Origin of the sequence: Cellulomonas sp. CW35 (assembly GCF_052378485.1) — a bacterium.
Taxonomy (GTDB): Bacteria; Actinomycetota; Actinomycetes; order Actinomycetales; family Cellulomonadaceae; genus Cellulomonas; species Cellulomonas uda.
The window spans coordinates 2,201,338-2,217,249 of sequence record NZ_CP199000.1 but is presented as its reverse complement, the minus strand read 5'-3'; the positions used below and the strand labels follow the sequence as shown (position 1 = coordinate 2,217,249).

The window sequence follows — 15,912 nt, the reverse complement described above, 5'->3', positions numbered from 1 at the left end:
CCAGGACGTCGCTCGGGCCTCAGGACGTCGCTGCGGGATCCGGGGTCGCTGCGGGTGTCGGGTCCGTCTGCTCGGGGAGGCCGGGGAACGCCTGCACGGGCGCGCCGGCCGCGCGGGCGCGCTCCACGGCGACCCGGAGCTCGTCGAGGTAGGGCTCCCGCGCGCCGGCGGGGACCTGCGCGAGCGCGGCCGCGGCGGCCTGCCCGATCCCGGCGTGCACGCCCCGCACGAGCGCGGCCAGCGCGGCGGGCGTGTCCAGGTCGGCGGGCAGGGCGTACTGCGCGAGCCGTGTCTCCTCGGGCGTGCTCGAGATCCCGGCGGCGCCGGCCCACTGCTCGGCGCGCGTCCGCTGCGCGCGCGCCTGCGCAAGGACCGTCGGGCGGGCGTCCTTCGCGCCGCGCGCGGCGACGACCTCGAGCGCGAAGCCCGCCTCGTCGTGCGCGCGGGCGAGCGGGCCGCCGACGACGGGCGGGACCTCGGCGGGCACGACGAGCTCGTCGGGGACCCCGGGGGCGGGGGAGTCCTCGCCGAGCGCGATCGCGAGCCGCAGCGCGAGGTCCCCGCGCGCGACGGCGACGGACCCGACGACGCGCGCGAGCGGACCGTCGTCGGTGGTGCTCGCGTCGGTCCGGGCGGTGGCGCTCGTCGTGCCCAGGAGCGCGAGCACGTCCTGCGCGGTCGTCGTGGCGGTCGTCGGGCTCGGCGTGGGGCTCGGCCCGCTGTCCGCGTCCACGATCCCGGACTCGTACTCGCCGCCCAGTGCGGCCGCGTGCCGCGTGCTCACGTCCGCGACCTGCGCGAGCAGGGGCGCGACGGCCTGGTCCGTCGTCACGGCGAGCGCGCCGTCCGCCGCGGCCTCGAGCGCGAGCGCGTCGGCGACCGTGCGGCCGCGGACCTGCTCGACCGCGTCCGGCGACGGCTCGACGGGCGGGGGCGTCTCGAGCCGGATCCCGCACCCGCTCAGCGCGAGCACGGCGAGCACGGCGAGCACGGCGAGGGTGGCGAGCGGGCGCCGGCGCGCCCGGGCGCGCGTGATCCTCGCCACGCGGGAGGTGGACGGGACGGGCGGGATCGCGGTGCTCATCGCGGGCGATCCTGCCACGCTGACCCCCGCCGGCCGGGTACCGGCCGTCGCGTGCCCGCGACAGTCGTTACCCTGGGTGCCACAACTCGAGGGCCCCGGCCCCGTGCACACGAAGGAGGCGGTCATGGTCGCAGCCGCATCCGCCGCCGGACCCGCGCAGCGGGTCAGGCAGGTGCTCGACCCCGTGGTCGCCGCCTCCGGTCTCGTGCTCGAGGACGTGCGCGTGCGCCGCTCGGGCGGCCGGCAGGTCGTCGAGGTCCTCGTGGGCCCGGACGAGCACGACGAGCGGGACGTCGACCTGGACCGTGTCGCCGAGGTGACGCGCGCCGTGTCCGACGCTCTCGACGCGTCCGACCCGGTCGCCGGCGCGTACACGCTCGAGGTCGGCTCGCGCGGCGCGGACAGCCCGCTGACCGCCCGCCGGCACTTCGTGCGCGCGGTGGGCCGCTCGGTCCGGGTGCGACGCCGGGACGGCGAGGTCGTGACGGGTCGGCTCACCGACGTCCAGGACGACGACGCGCTCGTCGTCGTCCCCGTCACCCCCGGGCTGAAGGGGCGGCCGCCGCGCGTCGGCGCCCCGCTGACGATCGCGCTCGACGACGTCGCGGACGCGCGCGTCGAGGTGGACCTGTCGGGGCTCGGCCCCGACGACGACGGCGCGGACGACGCCGGACGGGAGAGCTGATGGACATCGACATGCAGGCCCTGCGCAGCCTCGAGCGGGAGCGGGAGATCAGCCTCGACGTGCTGGTCGCCGCGATCGAGCAGGCGCTGCTCTCCGCCTACCACCGCACGCCTGGCGCGCACCAGCGCGCCCGCGTCGAGGTGGACCGCCGCACGGGTCACGTCACGGTGTGGGCGCGCGAGGCCGCGCAGGTCGACGACGACGGGCACGTCCTGGCCGAGATGCCGGAGTTCGACGACACGCCCTCGGGGTTCGGCCGCATCGCGACCGCCACCGCGCGCCAGGTCATCGTGCAGCGCCTGCGCGACGCCGAGGACGACCAGGTGCTCGGGACGTTCCGCGGCAAGGAGGGCGAGGTCCTCGGCGGTGTCATCCAGCAGGGCCCCGACCCGCGGGTCGTGCTCGTGGACGTCGGCGGGACCGAGGCCGTGCTGCCCGCGCACGAGCAGGTCGCGTCCGAGACGTACGTGCACGGCGAGCGCATCCGCGGCTACGTGCTCGAGGTCGCGCGCGGTGCCCGTGGCCCCCAGGTCACGCTGTCACGCACGCACCCCAACCTCGTGCGCAAGCTGTTCGAGCTCGAGGTCCCCGAGGTCGCGGACGGCACGGTCGAGATCACGGCGCTCGCCCGGGAGGCCGGGCACCGCACCAAGATGGCGGTCCGCGCGACCGTGCCGGGCGTCAACGCCAAGGGTGCGTGCATCGGTCCGATGGGCGGCCGCGTGCGCGCGGTCATGGCCGAGCTGCGTGGCGAGAAGATCGACATCGTCGACCACAGCGACGACCCGGCGGAGATGGTCGCGCACGCGCTGTCGCCCGCGCGGGTGATCTCGGTCACGGTCGTCGACCCCGACGCGCGGGCCGCACGGGTCGTCGTGCCGGACTACCAGCTGTCGCTCGCGATCGGCAAGGAGGGCCAGAACGCGCGTCTGGCCGCCAAGCTCACCGGCTGGCGCATCGACATCCGCTCGGACGCCGAGGGCGACGAGACCGGTGCCGCGCCGGCCGCGGACCGCGCCGCCGCGCGCAACCCGGACGACGCGGGGTGACCCGCGGGGGTAGACTCACCGTGGCTGGGCCGGACGCCCGGCAGTCCCCGCACGCCGACGCGACCGTCGGCACGCAGTCCGTGACCTCCTCAGCACGCCGAGACGTCCGTCTCACGAGGAAGGCCGCGGGTGCGCCGGTCCGCACGTGCGTGGGGTGCCGAGCCACCGGCCTCAGGTCCGCCCTGCTGAGGGTGGTCGCCGTCCCGGACGGCGCGGGTCGACCCGCGCTCGTCGTGGACGTCGCCCGCCGGATGCCGGGCCGGGGTGCCTGGCTGCACCTCGATCCTGGATGCCTCGAGCTCGCGACGCGCCGACGCGCGTTCGGCAGGGCCCTGCGACTGCAGGCCGTGCCGGACGTGGCTGCGGTGCGGGAGCACCTCGAGCACCAGCTCACGGCGTCGGGAGCACCGACGTCGACCGTCGATGAAGGAAGCGGGTTGGAAGCCGATGGCGACCCGATGAGCACGCACCGATGAGTGCCTCGCGATGAGCACCCAGCAGATGCGCACGCGCACCCAGCACTAACGACGGTCCGACCCTGTCTCGGGCGGACCGAGACAGGAGAGAAGTGGCCAAGCTTCGCGTCTACGAGCTCGCGAAGGAGCTCGGGGTCGACAGCAAGACCATCATGACGAAGCTCACCGAGATGGGTGAGTTCGTCCGCTCGGCGTCCTCGACGATCGAGCCGCCGGTCGTGCGCAAGCTGCGCGACACGTACCCCGCTGCCGGCGGTGGCGCCGCGCAGCCCGCGGCGCGCCCCGCGCCGTCCCGACCCGCCGCGCCGGCCCGTCCGGCCGCTGCGGCACCCGCCGCGCCCGCTCCGGCGGCACCCGCTGCGGCGGCGCCCGCTCCCGCGGCACCCGCCCCGGCCCGCCCGGCCGCCCCGGCCCCGGCTCAGCCCGCGGCTGCGGCACCCGCCCCGGCGGCACGTCCGGCCGCGCCGGCGCCCGCTGCCAAGGCGCCCGCGCCCGGTGCGAGCCCCGCCCCGCGTCCCGCGGGTCAGCGTTCCGGTGCGCCGGGTGGCGCACGTCCGGGCGCGCCGCGTCCCGCGGCCCGGCCCGGCAACAACCCGTTCGCGCCGTCGCAGGGCATGCCCCGCGCGGGTGGTGGCGAGCGTTCCGGTGGTCCGCGTCCCGGCGGTCCGCGTCCGGGGAACAACCCGTTCGCGCCCTCGCAGGGCATGCCGCGTCCCGGCGACCGGCGTCCCGAGGGCGCTCCCGCCGCGGGTGCGGGCGACCGCCCCGGCGGCCCGCGTCCCGCGCCGCGTCCGGGTGGTCCGCGCCCGAACCCGGGCATGATGCCCGGCCGTACCTCGAGCGGCGTCGGCCGCCCCGGTGAGCGCCCCGCGCGCCCCGGTGGCGGTGGTGCCGGCGGCGGTCGCGGCGGCTTCGGCGGTCGTCCCGGTGGCGGCGGCGGTGCACCCGGCGGCGGCGGCGGTTTCGCCGGTCGTCCCGGTGGCGGCGGTCGTCCCGGCGGTGCCGGTCGTGGCTCGACGCAGGGTGCCTTCGGCCGCGCAGGCGGTCGTCCCGTGCGTGGGCGCAAGTCCAAGCGGGCGAAGCGCCAGGAGTTCGAGGCGATGCAGGCCCCGTCGCTCGGCGGCGTGCAGGTCCCGCGCGGCAACGGCACGACGGTCGTCCGCCTGCGGCACGGCTCCTCGCTGAACGACTTCGCCGACAAGATCGACGCCAACCCCGCGGCCCTGGTGACCGTGCTGTTCCACCTCGGTGAGATGGCGACGGCGACGCAGTCGCTCGACGAGGACACGTTCGGCACGCTCGCGGCGGAGCTCGGCTACGTCATCGAGATGGTCTCGGCCGAGGAGGAGGACCGCGAGCTGCTCGGGGCCTTCGACATCGACCTCGAGGCGGAGGAGGCGGGCGAGTCCGACGAGGACCTCGCGCCGCGCCCGCCGGTCGTCACCGTCATGGGTCACGTCGACCACGGAAAGACCAAGCTCCTCGACGCCATCCGCTCCACGGACGTCGTCGCGGGCGAGGCCGGCGGCATCACCCAGCACATCGGTGCCTACCAGGTGGTCAAGGAGCACGAGGGCGTCGAGCGTCCCATCACGTTCATCGACACCCCGGGTCACGAGGCGTTCACCGCCATGCGTGCCCGCGGTGCGCAGGTCACGGACATCGCGATCCTCGTGGTCGCGGCCGACGACGGCGTGATGCCCCAGACGATCGAGGCGCTCAACCACGCGCAGGCGGCCAACGTGCCGATCGTGGTCGCGGTCAACAAGGTGGACAAGGAGGGGGCCAACCCCGCCAAGATCCGCCAGCAGCTCACCGAGTACAACCTCGTGGCCGAGGAGTACGGCGGCGACACGATGTTCGTCGACGTCTCCGCGAAGCAGGGTCTGCACATCGACCAGCTCCTCGAGGCGGTCCTGCTCACGGCCGACGCCGCTCTGGACCTGCGGGCCAACCCGGACAAGGACGCGCGAGGCGTCGCCATCGAGGCGAACCTCGACAAGGGCCGCGGCGCGGTCGCGACCGTGCTGGTCCAGTCCGGCACGCTGCGCGTCGGTGACGCGATCGTCGCCGGCACGGCCTACGGCCGCGTGCGTGCGATGTTCGACGAGCACGGCGAGACCGTCGTCGAGGCGGGCCCGTCCCGTCCGGTGCAGGTGCTCGGCCTCGCGTCCGTCCCGTCCGCGGGCGACACGCTGCTCGTGGCTCCCGAGGAGCGCACGGCCCGTCAGATCGCCGAGAAGCGTGAGGCGGCCGAGCGTGCCGCGCTCCTGGCCAAGCGCCGCAAGCGCATCAGCCTCGAGGACTTCACGCAGGCGCTCGCCCAGGGCAAGGTCGAGACCCTCAACCTGGTCATCAAGGGTGACGTGTCCGGTGCCGTCGAGGCGCTCGAGGACGCGCTGCTCAAGATCGACGTGGGCGAGGAGGTCGACCTGCGCGTCATCCACCGCGGTGTCGGTGCGATCACGCAGAACGACGTCAACCTCGCGACCGTCGACTCGGCGATCATCATCGGCTTCAACGTGAAGTTCGCGGAGCGCGTCGAGGACCTGGCCGACCGTGAGGGCGTCGACGTGCGCTTCTACTCGGTCATCTACCAGGCGATCGACGACGTCGAGGCAGCGCTCAAGGGCATGCTCAAGCCGGAGTACGAGGAGGCGCAGCTCGGTACCGCCGAGGTGCGCGAGGTCTTCCGCTCGTCGAAGTTCGGCAACATCGCCGGCTCGATCGTGCGCTCGGGCGAGATCCGACGGAACTCCAAGGCGCGTGTGCTCCGCGGCGGCAAGGTCATCGCGGACAACCTCACGATCGAGTCGCTCAAGCGGTTCAAGGACGACGCCACCGAGGTCCGTGAGGGCTACGAGTGCGGTATCGGCCTCGGGTCGTACAACGACCTGCAGCTCGAGGACGTCATCGAGACGTTCGAGATGCGGGAGAAGCCGCGCGCCTGACGTTCGTGGCCCGGTGACGGGTCTCCTCACGGCCTACCAGGTGGCCGCCCCTGACGGGACGGCCACCCGCCAGGCCCAACCACGGCCGTGAGGAGACCCGTCACCGGTCTTCCTGTCCGCGCACGCGCCGTGGGGCGCGGCGAGGCCGAAGACTTCGAGAGGGAGGTCCCGATGGTGGACACAGGGCGGGCCAGGAAGCTGGCCGAGAGGATCCAGCAGGTCGTGGCGCAGATGCTGGACACGCGGATCAAGGACCCGAGGCTCGGGTTCGTGACCGTGACGGACGTGCGTGTCACGGGCGACCTGCAGCACGCGGACATCTACTACACCGTGTACGGCGACGACGACGCCCGCACGGGCAGCGCGGCGGCGCTGGAGTCGGCCAAGGGCGTCATCCGCTCCGAGGTCGGCAAGCAGACCGGGGTGCGGCTCACGCCGACGCTCGCGTTCCACCTGGACGCGGTGCCCGAGACCGCGGCGCACCTCGAGCAGGCGCTCGCCGACGCCGCGCGTCGCGACGCGGAGCTCCAGGCGCTCGCGCGGTCGTCGTCGTACGCCGGTGAGGCGGACCCGTACCGTCGGCCCGCCGACGAGGACGACGAGGACGACACGCGCGGCTGACCGTCCGTGCACGCGCGACGAGGGCGCCCCGAGATGCTCGGGGCGCCCTCGTCGCGTCTCGCCGTCAGCGTGCGGCGAGCGTGGGCTCGGCCGCGGCGGCGGCCGGGCGTTCCGGGTGCGGGTCCGTGTCGAGGTCCAGGTCGGAGCGGCGGTCGTCCGGCGTGACCACGTCGACGTCGGGCGTGATGCGGCCCGTCGCGCGGGGCATGAGCGCCGCGACCACGGCGCCGAGCCCGACGACCGCCGCGCCCACGAACGCCGCCGGGCGCAGGCCCTGTGCGTACCCGTCGGGTGTGAGCGCGCCGCCCGCGGCCTGGAAGACGGCGACGACGACCGCGACACCGACGGCGCCGCCGACCTCGCGGATCGTCGCGTTCACGGAGCTCGCGGTGCCGTGGTCGTCGGGCACCATGTCGGCGAGCACCGCGGTGGCGGACGGTGCGAACGTCAGGCCCATGCCGATGCCGGCGAGCGCGAGACCCGGGACCAGGTCGGCGTACACGGTCGCGTCGCCGATCACCGCGGCCTGCCACGCGAGGCCGACGGCCTGCAGCGCGAGCCCCGCGGTCAGCAGGGGGCGTACGCCCAGCCGGGGGGCCAGCAGGCCCGCGAGCGGTGCGACGAGCATGGGTGCGGCGGTCCAGGGGAGTGTGCGGATCCCGGCTGCGAGCGGGCTGTACCCCATGCCGATCTGCAGGTACTGCGAGAGCACGAACACGGTGCCGAAGACGCCCACCGAGAAGAGGAACGCGCTGCCGTTGGCGACCGAGAACGAGCGCACGCGGAACAGGCCGAGGGGCACCAGGGGATGGTCGGTGCGGGCCTCGCGGCGCAGGAAGCCGACGAGCAGGACGACGCCGGCGACCGTGGCGCCGACGATGCGGCCGGAGCCCCAGCCCTCGTCGTTGCCGTTGACGACCGCCCAGACGAGCGCGAGCACACCGGCCGCGGCGAGCAGCAGCCCGGGCACGTCGATGCGCTGCGCGCGTCCGGACGACTCGGGGAGCACGCGCAGGACGAGCGGGACCGCGACGAGCGCGACCGGCACGTTGATCCAGAAGATCGCCTGCCAGGAGATGCCGTCGACGACGGCGCCGCCGATCACGGGGCCGAGCGCGACCCCGAGGCCGGACACGGCACCCCACACGCCGATCGCCATCGCACGCCGCGCGGGCGGGACGGCGGCGGCGAGGAGGGTGAGCGACAGCGGCATGACGGCGGCGGCCCCCGCGCCCTGGACGGTGCGGGCGGCGATGAGCAGCTCGGGGGTGGTGGCGAGCGCGGACGCGATCGAGGCGAGCGCGAACAGGACGATGCCCCCGACGAACACGCGTCGCCGTCCCAGCCGGTCGCCGAGCGTCGCGGCGGCGATCATGAGCGACGCGAACGCGAGCGTGTACGCGTTGACCATCCACTGCAGCTCGGTGAGGGAGGCCGACAGCTCGGTGCGCAGCACGGGCAGGGCGGTCGTCATGACGAGGTTGTCGAGCGTGGCCATGAACATCGGCAGCGATGCGGCGAGCAGTGCGATGCCGGTGCCGGCGGTGCGCCGACGTGCCCCCGTGCGGGCCGGGCCGGCGCCGGGTGGTGGCCCGGCGGTCAGGTGCGTGGTCATCGGATCTCCCCTGCGGGTCCGGCCGGGGTCGGATCCCCGGACTGCTTGTTGGCATTGAGTGATTACTAACAAGAGGGACCGTAGGCATCGGCTGATAACCTGTCAAGATGACCAGCGAGACGCACGAGCGGGCGACGGAGCCCGGACGCGGCACCCGGATGTCCGGCGACGAGCGGCGCGAGCAGATCCTCGGCGCGGCCCGCCGGGTGTTCGCCGAGGGCGGCTTCGCCGCCACGACGGACGAGGTCGCGCGCGCCGCCGACGTCTCCCAGCCCTACGTCGTGCGGCTGTTCGGGTCCAAGCGGGACCTGTTCCTCGAGGCGTACCAGCAGGCCGCGGACCGCGTCGTCGGCGCGCTCACCGTCGCGGCGCGCGAGGACGACCCCAAGGAGGCCATGGGACGCGCCTACCTCGAGCTCATCGAGGACCGCGACCTGCTGCGGCTGCTCATGCACGGGTTCATCGCGAGCGCCGACGAGCAGGTCGGCCGCGCCGCGCGGCACTGCCTGGGCGAGGCGTACCGCCTCTACGTCGACGCCACCGGTGCGACGCCCGACGAGGCGCGCCAGTTCGTCGCGTTCGGGATGCTCCTCAACGTGCTCGTCGCGACCGACGCGGAGGCGCACCCGGGCGAGGACCCGGGTATGGACGGGCTGCTCGAGTGCGTCGCCCTGACCGCCCACCGCGCGGCGGGTGGCGCGTGAACGCGGCCCGGACCCACGCGCACGAGCAGGCGCGGGCACGCCGCGCCGCGCAGGGGGAGCGGCCGCGTCGCAGGCCGACCGCGGCCGACGGGTTCGTCGTCGTCGACAAGCCCGCCGGGTGGACGAGCCACGACGTCGTCGCGCGCATGCGGGGGATCGCCGGCACGCGCAAGGTCGGGCACGCGGGCACGCTCGACCCGATGGCGACCGGCGTGCTCGTGGTCGGCGTGGGGCGGGCGACGCGCCTGCTGACCTACGTCGTGGGCGCGGACAAGGAGTACGCGGCGACGGTCCGCCTCGGCATCGCGACGACGACCGAGGACGCCGAGGGCGAGGTCACGCGAGCCGACGACGCCGCGCACCTGACGCGCGCGCAGGTCGAGGCGGCCGCGCGGACGCTCACCGGCGAGATCCTGCAGGTCCCGAGCGCGGTGTCCGCGATCAAGGTCGACGGCGAGCGGGCGTACGCGCGCGTGCGGGCCGGTGAGCAGGTGGAGCTCCCGGCGCGGCCGGTGACGGTCCACGAGCTCGTCGTCGGTGACGTGCGCGCGGCCGAGGCCCAGGGTGTGCGGGTGCTCGACGTCGAGATCCGGACGGTCGTCTCGTCGGGGACGTACGTCCGGGCGCTCGCCCGGGACCTGGGTGCCGCGCTCGGCGTGGGTGCGCACCTGACCGCGCTGCGACGCACGCGCGTGGGCGGCTACACGCTCTCCGAGGCTCGCACGCTGGAGGCGCTCGCGGCGTCACCCGACGACGTCCCGGTCGAGGTCATGCCGCTCGCGGACGCGGCGCGCGCGACGTTCCCCGTGCGCTTGGTCGACGAGGCCGAGGCCAGGGCGCTCGGGTACGGCCAGGCGCTGCGGGCCGACGCCACGACCCGTGACCCGGACGCGACCGTCGCGGCGATCGACCCCTCGGGGCGGCTGGTCGCGCTGCTGCGCCTGCGGGACGGCCGCGCCCGCCCGGTGCTCGTGCTCGCAGCCGACTGACCCCGCCGGCGCCGGGAGGTCCGGCCACGGGCAACTCGTGCGGAGGTCACCGATCCGGGTGACATGCGTGCTGACGTCGCGCTTCGAACCGGTTCGGGTGCTCGGAACCGGTTCCGTACGCCTGGTTTGCGCTGTACCGTCCCCCTGGCGACGATCGAGGGTGGTGTCCGGCTCTCGTGGCAGCGCCCTGTGGCCATCTGGCCCGGCTTCGAGGAGACGACGTGGTTTCCTGGTCCAGTCGCCGTGCACGCACGGCTGTCCTTTCTGCAGGCCTGACGGCCGCAGCCCTGGTCGCCGCGACGGTCGTCGCGCCGGCCGCCCTCGCGGATCCCGTGGGGTCGACGCACGACTTCGAGTCCGGCGCGCAGGGCTGGCACAGCTACGGCGGCGACTCGACGTCGTCCGTCGTCGACGGCGAGTTCTGCGTCGTCGTCCCCACGGGGACGAAAGACCCGTGGACCGTCGCCGCGCAGCACGACGGGATCACGTTCGAGGCGGGCACCACCTACACGGTGTCCTTCACCGCGCACGCGACGCAGGACGTCTCGGTCAACCTGCGCGCGGGCATCGGGTGGCCCGACGACGTGGCGTCGACCGTCGCCCTGACCTCGCAGGAGCAGGAGTACTCGTTCACCTGGAACCCCGAGTTCAGCGGCGAGGGCAACCTGTCGTTCCAGCTCGGCGCGCAGGCGGCCGACTACACGTTCTGCCTCGACGACTTCCAGCTCGCGGGCGACGCCGAGCTGATCCCGGACACCACCTTCGACGGTGTGCTGCCCGAGGGGTGGAGCGCGGCCGGCTGGACCGTGACCTCCGAGCCGGGCGAGGGGGAGCCGCTGTGCTTCGAGGTCCCCGCGGGCTCGGGGCAGTACGACGGCCTCGTGCTCAACGGGCTGCCGATCGAGGAGGACGCCAACTACCGCCTCACGTTCACGGCGAGCGCGAGCAACGCGGCGACGATCCGCACGATCGTCGGCGAGAACGCCGTGCCGTGGCGCGCGGCGTTCGCCGACAACACCCAGCTGTCGACCGAGCTCACGGAGCACGAGCTCGCGTTCACCTCGCCCGTGACGTTCCCGGCGCAGTCCGACGACCCGGCCGTCGGTGTCGGGCAGGTCGCGCTGCAGATGGGTGCCCGCGGGGACTTCACGTTCTGCATCACGAGCCTGTCGCTCAAGAAGGTCGCGACGCCCCCGCCGCCGTACGAGCCGGACGTGCGCGGACCCGTGCGCGTCAACCAGCTCGGCTACCTGCCGGACGGGCCGAAGAACGCCACGGTCGTGAGCGACGCCACCGAGCCGCTCGCGTGGCGGCTCGAGGACTCGTCGGGCGCCACCGTCGCCTCGGGTGACGCGACGCCCGCCGGGCTCGACCCCTCGTCGCAGCTCACCGTGCAGACGATCGACTTCTCGTCGTTCCGCACGGCCGGCAGCGGCTACACGCTCGTCGTGGGCGAGGACCGCAGCGACCCGTTCGCGATCGCGAAGGACCTGTACGCGCAGCTGCGCTACGACGCGCTGAACTACTTCTACCCCGTGCGCTCGGGCATCGCCGTGGACGTCCCCGACGACCGCTACGACCGTCCCGCCGGCCACGTGTCCGGGCCGGACGGCGAGGTCAACAAGGGCGACCTCGACGTCGCGTGCCTGACCGCGGCCGAGGACGGTGCCGCGTGGTCCTACGGCACCTGGACGTGCCCGACCGGCTACTCGCTCGACGTCGTCGGCGGGTGGTACGACGCAGGCGACCACGGCAAGTACGTCGTCAACGGCGGCATCGCCGTCGCGCAGCTGCTGAGCATGTACGAGCGGTCGCTGCACTCGCCCGACGCGGCCCGCGGCGCCCTCAAGGACGGCACGCTCGACGTGCCGGCCGACGAGAGCGGCAACGGTGTGCCGGACGTGCTCGACGAGGCCCGCTGGGAGCTCGAGTTCTTCCTCCAGATGCAGGTGCCGACCGGCTCCGGCATGACGGTGTCCGCGACCGACAAGCGCTCGCTCGACGGCCTCGTGCACCACAAGATCCACGACGTCGGCTGGACGGGCCTCGGCCTCCTGCCGTCGCAGGACCCGCAGGAGCGCCGCCTGCACCGGCCGTCGACGGCCGCGACGCTCAACGTGGCGGCGACCGCCGCGCAGGGCGCGCGACTGTTCGCGAAGTACGACAAGGCGTTCTCCCAGCAGCTCCTGAGCGTCGCGCGCAGCACCTACGCCGCCGCGAAGCGGGTTCCCGACCTGTACGCGCCGCAGTCCGCGGGGCAGAACGGTGGCGGCCCGTACGACGACACGGACGTCAGCGACGAGTTCTACTGGGCGGCCGCCGAGCTCTACCTCACGACGGGTGAGAAGACGTTCGAGACCGCCGTGCAGAGCAGCCCGCTCGCGACGAGCGACATCTGGGCCCGCTCCGGGTTCTCCTGGGGGAGCGTCGCGGCGCTCGGCCGGATGGACCTCGCGACCGTGCCCAGCAAGCTGCCGACCCGCAAGGCCGTGCAGGCGTCGGTCGTGACCGGGGCCGAGAAGATCCTCGCCTGGCAGCAGGCCGAGGCGTTCGGCACGACCTACCCGGGCGACGCCGACGGCTCGTACGTGTGGGGCTCGAGCTCGTCCGTGCTCAACAACCAGGTCGTGCTCGCCACGGCGTACGACCTCACGGGTCAGGCGCGGTTCGCGAACGCGGTGCTGGAGTCGATGGACTACCTGCTCGGGCGCAACGCGCTGAACATCTCCTACATCACCGGGTACGGCACCAAGTTCTCCTCGCACCAGCACAGCCGGTGGCTCGTCCCGCCGCCGCCGGGGACGATCGCGGGCGGCCCGAACTCGCAGAGCAGCACGTGGGACCCGGTCATGAACCGGCTCTACCCGCCGGGTCACGACTGCGCGCCCCAGCTCTGCTACGTCGACGACATCGAGGCGTGGTCGGTCAACGAGCTGACCATCAACTGGAACGCCCCGATGTCCTGGGTCGCGTCGTTCGTCGCCGACCTCGGGGTGAGCGGGGTCCCGACCGCGCCGGTCGTGACCAAGCACCCGTCGGACGTCTCGGCGAAGAAGGGCACGTCCGTGGCGCTGCGGGCCACCGCGAGCGGCAAGCCCGCGCCGTCCGTGCAGTGGCAGGTGCGTGACGCCAAGGGTCGCTGGGTGGACGTGCCCGGCGCCCGGACGACGACCCTGCGGATCGTCGTGACGCCGGCGACCGACGGTGCGCAGTACCGCGCGGTGTTCCGCAACGCGTCGGGTACGGCCACGACCGACGTCGCACGGGTGACGGTGCTCGCCGGCCCCAAGGGCCCCGGCCCGAAGGGTCCGGGTCCCATCCCGTGGCCCGGTCGCGGGTGACCTGACGGCACCTGACCGCAGCGGCCCGCCGCACCAGACGCGACCCCGCCACCGACCCGTCCAGGTGTCGGTGGCGGGGTCGCGCCGTGGTACGTGGCCGCCGAGGGCCGTGCCGCGGTGGCATGATCGGCGCGTGCATCGCTGGTCCGACCTCGCCGACGTCCCCGCGGACGTCGGTCCCACCGTCGTCACGCTGGGCAACTTCGACGGCGTCCACCGCGGTCACGCGAACGTCCTGCGGCGCATGGCCGCGGACGCGCGCGCCCGTGGCTGGTCAGCGGTGGCCGTGACGTTCACGCCGCACCCGCTGCAGGTCCACCGGCCGGACGACGCGCCGCCCCTGCTCACGGGCGACGAGGACCGGCTCGACCTGCTCGAGGCGACGGGGCTCGACGCGGTGCTGCTGCTGCCGTACTCGCTGCAGTTCGCGCGGCAGAGCCCCGAGGAGTTCGTGCGCACGTACCTCGTGGACGGGCTGCACGCGCGCACCGTCGTGGTCGGGCGCGACGTGCGGTTCGGCTGGCAGAACTCGGGCGACCTGTCGACGATGGTCGACCTCGGGCGGCGCCACGGGTTCGACGTCGAGGTCATCGACGACATCACGCCCGACGACATCACGTCCGGCGAGGGCGGCCCGGCCGACGACGCGTCCGGCGGGGCGCGCCGCTGGTCCTCGACGTGGGTCCGTGAGGCGCTCGCGGCCGGCGACGTGGAGCAGGCGGCCCTCGTCCTCGGGCGCCCGCACCGGCTGCGCGGGATCGTCGTGCACGGCGACGCCCGGGGCCGCGAGCTCGGCTTCCCGACGGCCAACCTCGCGCAGGACGCGGTCGGCATGGTCCCGGCTGACGGCGTGTACGCCGGCTGGTTGCGGCGCACGCGTCGCGCGGACGGCACGCCGGTCGACGAGGTGCGCCTGCCCGCGGCGGTGTCGATCGGCACGAACCCGACGTTCGACGGGGTGCAGCGCCGTGTCGAGGCCTACGTGCTCGACCGCACCGACCTCGACCTGTACGACGACGAGGTCGTGCTCGACCTCGTGGCGCGACTGCGCCCGACGCTGCGGTTCTCGTCGGTCGACGAGCTGCTCGACCAGATGCACGCGGACGTCGAGCGGGTCCGCGAGGTCCTGGCCTCGGACGACTGACGAGGATCTTCGGACGAAAGCCTCAGGTCGCCGCCCCGACCTGCCGATGGCCGTGTCGGGACCTCGCGAGGGGTCCCGGTCCTGCCGAGCGTCCGCCGTCGTCCTGGAGGTGTCGGGTGAGCCCAGCCCGCACGCGCGTCCTTGCTCTCGTCCTCGTCTCGTCCACGCTCCTCGCGGCGGGCGCGCTGCCGGCCTCGGCCGCACCCGTGCGGTCGTCGGCGTCCGCGCCGCGGGCGCTCGTCGCCGCCCCTGCGGCGACCGACGTCGCGGCGTCCGGGACGTCGGACCGCATGCCGACGAAGGCCTGGGTCACCAACCTCTACCGCACCCGCATCGTGCCGGCCCTCGGCACCCGGGTCTCGTGGTCGGGCAGCGTCTCGTCGTGCTCGATGGGGCGGGAGTCCGACGCGTCGCGTGCGGCCACGCTGCGCATGGTCAACTCGATGCGCATGCTCGTGCAGCTCTCGACGGTGAAGCTCGACACGACCGCGAGCAACAAGGCGCAGAAGGCTGCGCTGCTCATGGACGCCAACGGCAAGCTGTCGCACTCGCCGAGCCAGAGCGACTTCCCGCGCTGCTGGTCGCCCGCGGCCAAGGAGGCGGCGGGCTCGTCGAACCTCGCGCTCGGCGCCGCGGGCTCCAAGGCGATCGCGGCCTACATGGACGAGCCCGGCGACAAGAACACCGCGGCCGGTCACCGCCGCTGGATCCTCAACCCGGCCACGACGCACATCGCGACCGGCTCGACCGGCAACGCCAACGCACTGACGGTGTTCGGTCTCGGGACCTCGGCCACCGCCGCGCGGCCGGGCTGGATCGAGTGGCCCGCGCGCGGGTGGTTCCCGCAGCAGATCGAGCCGGACGGCCGGTGGTCGCTGTCCTCGTCGAACGGCGCGGTCAGCTTCGACAAGGCGGCGGTCAAGGTGCAGCGCGTGACGACGGACGGCAAGGTCGTCACGACGCACTCGGTGCGCAAGCACCCGGTCAAGACCGGGTACGGGCCGAACACGGTCGTGTTCGACGTGTCGGGCGTCGCCCACCCCACGGGCAAGGCGGTCGCGTACTACCGGGTCACGGTGACGGGCATCCGCGGCGGCGGCCAGTCGTCGTACTCGTACCTCGTGCGGCTGTACGACCCGACCGCGTGACGCCCTGTCCATTGAGGCCCTGTCCCGTGACGCCGTGTCCCGTGACGGCACGTCCCGGTCGGTCCGGCCGGGCCTGGTAGTCTGTGGGAGCCGTCAGAACGGCCG

At 74.2% G+C, this 15,912-nt stretch carries 12 protein-coding genes; 10 read left to right on the top strand and 2 right to left on the bottom strand.

Translation table 11 applies throughout. From position 1 onward, the window contains the following. Positions 1 to 19 precede the first annotated feature (19 nt). Positions 20 to 1,084, bottom strand: coding sequence for a hypothetical protein (locus tag ACT17Q_RS10140; RefSeq protein ID WP_444662233.1), 1,065 nt, complete (start codon positions 1,082 to 1,084; stop codon positions 20 to 22). A 124-nt stretch (positions 1,085 to 1,208) separates the two neighbouring features. Here ACT17Q_RS10140 and rimP point away from each other — a divergent pair, with 124 nt between their 5' ends. From rimP to rbfA, 5 genes are all read left to right on the top strand, one after another. Next, positions 1,209 to 1,769, top strand: a complete 561-nt coding sequence (rimP, locus tag ACT17Q_RS10135; protein WP_444662231.1) for a ribosome maturation factor RimP — start codon at positions 1,209 to 1,211, stop codon at positions 1,767 to 1,769. Then, on the top strand, positions 1,769 to 2,818 hold the full coding sequence (gene nusA / locus ACT17Q_RS10130; RefSeq protein WP_444662229.1) for a transcription termination factor NusA: 1,050 nt from the start codon (positions 1,769 to 1,771) through the stop codon (positions 2,816 to 2,818). The genes rimP and nusA overlap by 1 nt, the downstream gene beginning before the upstream one ends. 191 nt (positions 2,819 to 3,009) lie before the next feature. Beyond that, a complete protein-coding gene (locus tag ACT17Q_RS10125) occupies positions 3,010 to 3,294 on the top strand; it encodes a YlxR family protein (protein WP_378079048.1) in 285 nt (94 codons plus the stop codon). Between the two features lie 92 nt (positions 3,295 to 3,386). Further along, positions 3,387 to 6,245 carry a translation initiation factor IF-2 gene (gene infB, locus ACT17Q_RS10120; protein WP_444662227.1) on the top strand — a complete coding sequence of 953 codons (2,859 nt, stop codon included), beginning with the start codon at positions 3,387 to 3,389 and terminating at the stop codon, positions 6,243 to 6,245. A 171-nt stretch (positions 6,246 to 6,416) separates the two neighbouring features. Beyond that, a complete protein-coding gene (rbfA, locus tag ACT17Q_RS10115) occupies positions 6,417 to 6,866 on the top strand; it encodes a 30S ribosome-binding factor RbfA (RefSeq protein WP_444662225.1) in 450 nt (149 codons plus the stop codon). Positions 6,867 to 6,930: 64 nt separating this feature from the next. On the opposite strand, the gene ACT17Q_RS10110 is transcribed toward rbfA, so the two are convergent. Then, positions 6,931 to 8,481 carry a DHA2 family efflux MFS transporter permease subunit gene (locus tag ACT17Q_RS10110; protein WP_444662223.1) on the bottom strand — a complete coding sequence of 517 codons (1,551 nt, stop codon included), beginning with the start codon at positions 8,479 to 8,481 and terminating at the stop codon, positions 6,931 to 6,933. A 107-nt stretch (positions 8,482 to 8,588) separates the two neighbouring features. Here ACT17Q_RS10110 and ACT17Q_RS10105 point away from each other — a divergent pair, with 107 nt between their 5' ends. The 5 genes from ACT17Q_RS10105 (at position 8,589) to ACT17Q_RS10085 (ending at position 15,807) form a co-directional block, all read left to right on the top strand. Then, positions 8,589 to 9,185, top strand: coding sequence for a TetR/AcrR family transcriptional regulator (locus tag ACT17Q_RS10105; protein WP_232514627.1), 597 nt, complete (start codon positions 8,589 to 8,591; stop codon positions 9,183 to 9,185). Next, the gene (truB, locus tag ACT17Q_RS10100; RefSeq protein ID WP_444662221.1) at positions 9,182 to 10,174 is read left to right on the top strand and encodes a tRNA pseudouridine(55) synthase TruB; all 993 of its coding nucleotides are present in this window, start codon (positions 9,182 to 9,184) and stop codon (positions 10,172 to 10,174) included. Before ACT17Q_RS10105 ends, truB begins: the two co-directional genes overlap by 4 nt. 332 nt (positions 10,175 to 10,506) lie before the next feature. Next, on the top strand, positions 10,507 to 13,515 hold the full coding sequence (locus tag ACT17Q_RS10095) for a glycoside hydrolase family 9 protein (RefSeq protein ID WP_444662219.1): 3,009 nt from the start codon (positions 10,507 to 10,509) through the stop codon (positions 13,513 to 13,515). Positions 13,516 to 13,648: 133 nt separating this feature from the next. Next, complete coding sequence (locus ACT17Q_RS10090; protein ID WP_444662217.1) at positions 13,649 to 14,659, top strand: bifunctional riboflavin kinase/FAD synthetase; 1,011 nt, start codon at positions 13,649 to 13,651, stop codon at positions 14,657 to 14,659. Between the two features lie 116 nt (positions 14,660 to 14,775). Continuing rightward, positions 14,776 to 15,807, top strand: a complete 1,032-nt coding sequence (locus ACT17Q_RS10085; RefSeq protein ID WP_444662215.1) for a CAP domain-containing protein — start codon at positions 14,776 to 14,778, stop codon at positions 15,805 to 15,807. The last annotated feature ends 105 nt before the right edge of the window (positions 15,808 to 15,912 follow it).